Genomic DNA, 6,284 nt, shown 5'->3' with positions numbered 1-6,284 from the left:
GGACCCGCCTCAGGAGGGTCCGGCGGGTCCGACGGGCTCCTGGGGGCCGGGCGGCGCCGCGGCGGGCGGGTCCGGCGGGGCGGGGGCACCGGCCAGGAGCCGGGTCAGGAGACGGATCGCGCCGCGCTTGTGGAGCGGGTCGTTGCCGTTGCCGCACTTGGGGGACTGGATGCAGGAGGGGCAGCCCGCCTCGCACTCGCAGGCGGCGATGGCGTCCCGGGTGGCCGTGAGCCACTCCCGGGCCGTGTCGAAGGCCCGCTCGGCGAACCCGGCGCCGCCGGGATGGCCGTCGTACACGAAGACCGTCGGAAGGAGGGTGTCCGGATGGAGCGGCACGGAGACGCCGCCGATGTCCCAGCGGTCGCAGGTGGCGAACAACGGGAGGAGCCCGATGGAGGCGTGTTCCGCGGCGTGCAGGGCGCCGGCGAGGATCTCCGGGTTGATCCGGGCCTCGTCGAGCTGGTCCTCCGTGACCGTCCACCACACCGCGCGGGTCCGCAGGGTCCGGGGCGGCAGGTCGAGCTTGGCCTCGCCGAGCACCTCCCCGGTGATCAGCCTGCGGCGCAGGTACGACACCACCTGGTGGGTGACCTCCACCGAGCCGAAGCAGAGGCGGGCCCCGCCCCAGGGCACCTCGGTCTCGGTCTCCAGCACGGAGATCGCCGTGGTGTCCCGGGCCGTCGTCGAGAACGGCGGACTGGCCTCCTCCACCAGGGCCACCGAATCCTCCAGGTCGAGCTTCTTCACCAGGTACGTACGGCCCTGGTGGAGGTGGACGGCCCCGTCGTGGACGGCGGTGTGGGCGGCGGACTCCTCCACCGTGCCCAGCAGCCGACCGCTCGCGGCCTCCACCACCTGCACGGGGCGGCCGCCCCCGCCCCGGATGTCGGTCAGGTCGCAGGCCCGCTCCCGCCGGGTCCAGTGCCAGCCGGTCGCGCGGCGCCGCAGCAGCCCGGCCCCCTCCAACTGCGGCAACAGCCCCTCGGCGGCCGGACCGAACAGCTCCAGGTCGGGCCCGGTCAGGGGCAGTTCCGCCGCGGCCGCGCACAGGTGCGGGGCCAGCACGTACGGGTTGTCCGGGTCCAGGACCGTGGCCTCCACCGGCCGCCGGAACAGCGCCTCCGGGTGGTGCACGAGGTAGGTGTCCAGCGGGTCGTCGCGGGCCACCAGCACCGCCAGCGCTCCCTGCCCGGAGCGGCCCGCCCGACCGGCCTGCTGCCACAACGAGGAGCGGGTGCCCGGATAGCCCGCGATCAGGACGGCGTCCAGCCCGGACACGTCCACGCCCAGCTCCAGGGCGGTGGTCGCCGCCAACCCCAGCAGCTCCCCGGAGTGCAGGGCCCGCTCCAGGGCCCGGCGCTCCTCCGGCAGGTAGCCGCCCCGGTAGGCCGCGATCCGGCCCGGCAGGGAGCGGTCCACGGCCGCCAGCCGCTCCTGGGCGATCACCGAGATCAGCTCGGCCCCGCGCCGGGACCGGACGAAGGCCACGGTGCGGACCCCCTGCACCGCCAGGTCGGAGAGCAGGTCGGCGGTCTCCGCGGTCGCGGTCCGGCGCACCGGCGCGCCCTTCTCGCCCGCCAGATCCGTCAGCGGCGGCTCCCACAGGGCGAAGACCAGCTCCCCGCGCGGGGAGGCGTCGTCGGCGACCTCCGTCACGGGCAGGCCGGTCAGCCGGCCCGCCGCCAGCGCGGGATCGCCCGCCGTCGCGGAGGCCAGCAGGAAGACCGGCTCGGAGCCGTACCGGGCGCACAGCCGCCGCAGCCGCCGCAGCACCTGCGCCACGTGGGAGCCGAAGACCCCGCGGTAGGTGTGGCACTCGTCGACGACCACGTAGCGCAGGGCGCGCAGGAACGAGGACCAGCGGGGGTGGGCCGGGAGTATGCCCCGGTGCAGCATGTCGGGGTTGGTCAGCACGTAGTTCGCGTACTGCCGGACCCATTCGCGTTCCTCGACGGGGGTGTCCCCGTCGTAGACGGCGGGCCGGATCCGATGGCCGAGCGGGGCGGCCAGCTCGCGCACGGCTCGCCGCTGGTCGGCTGCCAGGGCCTTGGTCGGGGCGAGGTACAGGGCGGTGGCGCCCCGGCCGTTCGGGGCCGCCGCCCCGTCCGCCAGGCCGCTCAGCACCGGCGCCAGGTAGGCCAGGGACTTCCCCGAGGCCGTGCCGGTGGCCACGACCACGGACCGCCCGTCCAGGGCGAGCTCCGCGGCCTCGGCCTGGTGCGCCCACGGGTGCTCGGCGCCGGCCGCCGCGATCGCGGCCAGGACATCCGTTCGGATGCGGTCCGGCCAGACTGCATGGCGGCCCGCCCTGGGGGGCAGATGCTCCGTATGGGTGATGCGCGCAGCACGGCCCGGCCCCCTTGAGAGCCGGTCCAGGACCGTGCCGGGGGTGGGGCGTGCGTCCGTGGCCGCCGTGGGCGGACCGGGGCGAAGAGAGTCGGCCATTGCCACCGAGTGTGTCACTGGCGTGCTGGACAATGGACCGAAGGCGTCGTGCGCGCCTGCCGGTAAGTGATTGAATGCCATCGCGGCTGCCAATCCGTCCCTCTCCCTTCGGATGGGGAGGCCCCTGGGGGGCGCCGCTCGATAGCAAGGTGCTGGAGGATCCGTGGACCTGTCCCTGTCGACTCGCACTGTCGGCGACCGTACGGTCGTTGAGGTCGGTGGCGAGATTGATGTGTATACCGCGCCGAAGCTGCGCGAGCAGTTGGTCGAGTTGGTGAACGACGGCAGCTACCACCTCGTGGTCGACATGGAGCGGGTGGACTTCCTCGACTCCACCGGCCTCGGCGTGCTGGTGGGCGGCCTCAAGCGCGTGCGCGCGCACGAGGGCTCCCTGCGCCTGGTCTGCAACCAGGAGCGCATTCTGAAGATCTTCCGCATCACCGGTCTGACCAAGGTGTTCCCGATCCACACCACGGTCGACGAGGCCGTCAGCGCCAACGACTGACGGTCGCCCCGGGCAGCCGGGGCACGGAGGAGAAGAGCAGGGCACGGGGCCGTCGGGGCCCGTGCCCCTGCCGAGCACGCCCGAACGCCAGAGGGGGAGCCCATGGCCACCGTTGAACTCCGTTTCAGCGCCCAGCCCGAGCACGTCCGGACGGCCCGCCTGGTGGCGGCCGCGGTCGCGCGCAGGGCCGGGGTGGAGGAAGCCCTGCTCGACGAGGTCCGCCTCGCCGTCGGCGAGGCGTGCTCGCGGGCCGTCGGCCTGCACCTCGCCCACGGGGTCACCGCACCCGTCCGCGTGGCGCTGACCGAGGACGAGAAGCTCTTCTCCATCGAGGTCGGCGACGAGGTCCTCGTGGTGCCCCCGGCCTCCCCGGCGGGCTCCGCCGCGGAGGTCGAAGCGGAGGGTGAGGACGAGATGGGCCTCGCCGTGATCCGCGGCCTCGTGGACGACGTCGAGGTCGGGTCCGACGCCTCCGGTGGCGTGATCCGGATGAGCTGGCCGACGTACGCCGTGTCGGATCTCCCCTGATTCGGGCGGCGCGGCGCGCCCGGAAGCGATCGAGATCTTTGGTCGAGATCCCTTCCGGTCCTACCGTCCGATCTTATTCAAGGCCCTGCTGAGCAGGGCCTTTTTCATTCCGTCCGGGTCCCTGATGAAGGCTCAATGCTTTTACCCCATTACTGCGTTCGGGGGTATTGGCGTGATGCGATCATTTGCCCGCAGGTCATGTCGGGCCAATTCCGTTTCCCGCGTACTGTTTTGATCGGGAAAGGCTCCCTACAATCCGTCCATCTTGAGCTCTTCACGTCAAGGAGGACGAATGACGGGGCTCTACACCCCTCTTGAGGCAGGCCACGCCCCTGCCCTCGCAGCAGCGGTACTGACCGACGACAACCGTTTCATCGTCATCGTGATCGCGGTCGTGGCACTGGCCGCCCTCGTGGTCGCACAGCTCCTCGTCCGCCAGGTGCTCGCCGCGGACGAGGGCACGGAAAACATGAAGAAGATCGCGGCGGCCGTCCAGGAAGGAGCGAATGCCTATCTCGGAAGGCAGCTCCGCACCCTCGGAATTTTCGCCGTGGTGGTGTTCTTCCTGCTCTTCCTGCTTCCCGCCGACAACTGGTCCCAGCGGGCCGGTCGTTCTGCTTTCTTCCTGGTCGGCGCCGTCTTCTCGGCGGCCACCGGATACATCGGCATGCGGCTGGCCGTACGGGCCAACGTGCGCGTGGCCGCGGCCGCCCGCGAGGCCGCTCCGCCGGCGGGCGCGCCCGCCGCGGACCTCACCGCCGCCTCCCACCACGCCCTGCGGATCGCCTTCCGCACCGGCGGCGTGGTCGGCATGTTCACGGTCGGCCTCGGGCTCCTCGGCGCCTCCTGCGTGGTCCTCGTCTACGCCGCCGACGCGCCCAAGGTCCTGGAGGGCTTCGGTCTCGGCGCGGCGCTGATCGCCATGTTCATGCGGGTCGGCGGCGGCATCTTCACCAAGGCCGCCGACGTCGGCGCCGACCTGGTCGGGAAGGTCGAACAGGGCATTCCGGAGGACGATCCGCGCAATGCCGCGACCATCGCCGACAACGTGGGCGACAACGTCGGCGACTGCGCGGGCATGGCCGCCGACCTCTTCGAGTCCTACGCGGTGACGCTGGTCGCCGCGCTCATCCTGGGCAAGGCCGCGTTCGGGGACCTCGGCCTGGCCTTCCCGCTGATCGTGCCCGCGATCGGCGTGGTCACCGCGATGATCGGCATCTTCGCGGTGTCCCCGCGCCGCACCGACCGCAACGGCATGGCCGCCATCAACCGCGGGTTCTTCGTCTCCGCGGTGATCTCCCTCGTCCTCGTCGCCATCGCCGTCTTCGCCTACCTCCCGTCCTCCTACCAGGAGCTCAAGGGCGTCACCCAGACGGCGGTCAGCTCCCACGAAGGCGATCCGCGGATCCTGGCCCTGGTGGCCGTCGCCATCGGCATCGTCCTCGCCGCCCTGATCCAGCAGCTCACCGGCTACTTCACGGAGACCGCGCGGCGGCCCGTGCGCGACATCGGCAAGTCCTCGCTGACCGGCCCCGCCACCGTCATCCTCGCGGGCATCTCCATCGGCCTGGAGTCCGCCGTGTACACGGCCCTGCTGATCGGCCTCGGCGTGTACGGGGCCTTCCTGCTCGGCGGCGCCTCCATCACCCTCGCCCTGTTCGCCGTGGCCCTCGCGGGCACCGGCCTGCTCACCACCGTCGGCGTCATCGTCGCCATGGACACCTTCGGGCCGGTCTCCGACAACGCCCAGGGCATCGCCGAGATGTCCGGGGACGTGGAGGGCGCCGGGGCCCAGGTGCTCACCGACCTCGACGCCGTGGGCAACACCACCAAGGCGATCACCAAGGGCATCGCCATCGCCACCGCCGTCCTCGCCGCGGCCGCGCTGTTCGGTTCCTACAGCGACGCCATCGCGGGCGCCATCGACGACGTCGGGGCCAAGGCCGGGGAGATGACCCTCAGCCTGGACATCTCCCAGCCCAACAACCTGGTCGGGCTGATCCTCGGCGCCGCGGTGGTGTTCCTGTTCTCCGGGCTCGCCATCAACGCGGTCTCCCGTTCGGCGGGCGCCGTGGTCTACGAGGTGCGCCGCCAGTTCCGGGAGCACCCCGGGATCATGGACTACACGGAGAAGCCCGAGTACGGGCGCGTGGTGGACATCTGCACCAAGGACGCGCTGCGCGAGCTGGCCACCCCCGGACTGCTCGCGGTGATGGCCCCCATCGCCGTCGGCTTCACCCTCGGAGTGGGCGCCCTGGGCTCCTACCTGGCGGGGGCCATCGGCTGCGGCACCCTGATGGCGGTGTTCCTGGCCAATTCCGGTGGGGCCTGGGACAACGCCAAGAAGCTGGTCGAGGACGGGCACCACGGTGGCAAGGGCAGCGAGGCCCACGCCGCGACCGTGATCGGGGACACCGTCGGCGACCCCTTCAAGGACACCGCGGGCCCGGCCATCAACCCGCTCCTCAAGGTCATGAATCTGGTCGCGCTGCTGATCGCCCCCGCGATCGTGCAGTTCAGCTACGGGGCGGACGCCAGCCCCGCCGTCCGCGCGGTCATCGCCGTCCTCGCGATCGCCGTGATCGTCGTCGCGGTGTACGTCTCCAAGCGCCGCGGCATCGCGGTCGACGAGGAGCCCGCGGACGGCGGCCCGGCCTCCCCGAGCCCCGGTTCCGCGGCGTTTTCCTGACGGCCCGGGACCCCCGGAAACCCGTAGCCCGAACGGCGGACGGGCGGCGCGCTCTGACGCGCCGTCCGTCCGCCTTTCTGCGTCCCCCCGGGTGAGCCGTGTATGTTCCGGGGCCGT

Annotated in this window: 4 protein-coding genes; 3 read left to right on the top strand and 1 reads right to left on the bottom strand. The window is 72.3% G+C overall.

The genetic code is table 11. From position 1 onward, the window contains the following. Positions 1-9 precede the first annotated feature (9 nt). A complete protein-coding gene (locus tag ABTZ17_RS23060) occupies positions 10-2,526 on the bottom strand; it encodes a DEAD/DEAH box helicase (protein ID WP_352197579.1) in 2,517 nt (838 codons plus the stop codon). A gap of 82 nt (positions 2,527-2,608) precedes the next feature. On the opposite strand from ABTZ17_RS23060, the gene bldG reads away from it, so the two are divergent. The 3 genes from bldG to ABTZ17_RS23045 all read left to right on the top strand — a co-directional run bounded on the left by bldG (position 2,609) and on the right by ABTZ17_RS23045 (position 6,167). Next, on the top strand, positions 2,609-2,950 hold the full coding sequence (gene bldG, locus ABTZ17_RS23055) for an anti-sigma factor antagonist BldG (protein ID WP_352197578.1): 342 nt from the start codon (positions 2,609-2,611) through the stop codon (positions 2,948-2,950). A 102-nt stretch (positions 2,951-3,052) separates the two neighbouring features. Next, the gene (locus ABTZ17_RS23050) at positions 3,053-3,478 is read left to right on the top strand and encodes an ATP-binding protein (RefSeq protein WP_352197577.1); all 426 of its coding nucleotides are present in this window, start codon (positions 3,053-3,055) and stop codon (positions 3,476-3,478) included. Between the two features lie 292 nt (positions 3,479-3,770). After that, complete coding sequence (locus ABTZ17_RS23045) at positions 3,771-6,167, top strand: sodium-translocating pyrophosphatase (RefSeq protein ID WP_352197576.1); 2,397 nt, start codon at positions 3,771-3,773, stop codon at positions 6,165-6,167. The last annotated feature ends 117 nt before the right edge of the window (positions 6,168-6,284 follow it).

The organism is Streptomyces sp. NPDC097619 (assembly GCF_040302735.1).
Taxonomy (GTDB): Bacteria; Actinomycetota; Actinomycetes; order Streptomycetales; family Streptomycetaceae; genus Streptomyces.
Note: the sequence above shows the minus strand (reverse complement) of the source record. Positions and strands in the feature narration are given on the sequence as shown.

Bases quoted from the DNA above. Each gene is read 5' to 3' on its own strand.
- ABTZ17_RS23060 (WP_352197579.1), bottom strand. From the start codon at position 2,526: ATGGCATTCAATCACTTACCGGCAGGCGCGCACGACGCCTTCGGTCCA.
- ABTZ17_RS23050 (WP_352197577.1), top strand. From the start codon at position 3,053: ATGGCCACCGTTGAACTCCGTTTCAGCGCCCAGCCCGAGCACGTCCGG.
- ABTZ17_RS23045 (WP_352197576.1), top strand. From the start codon at position 3,771: ATGACGGGGCTCTACACCCCTCTTGAGGCAGGCCACGCCCCTGCCCTC.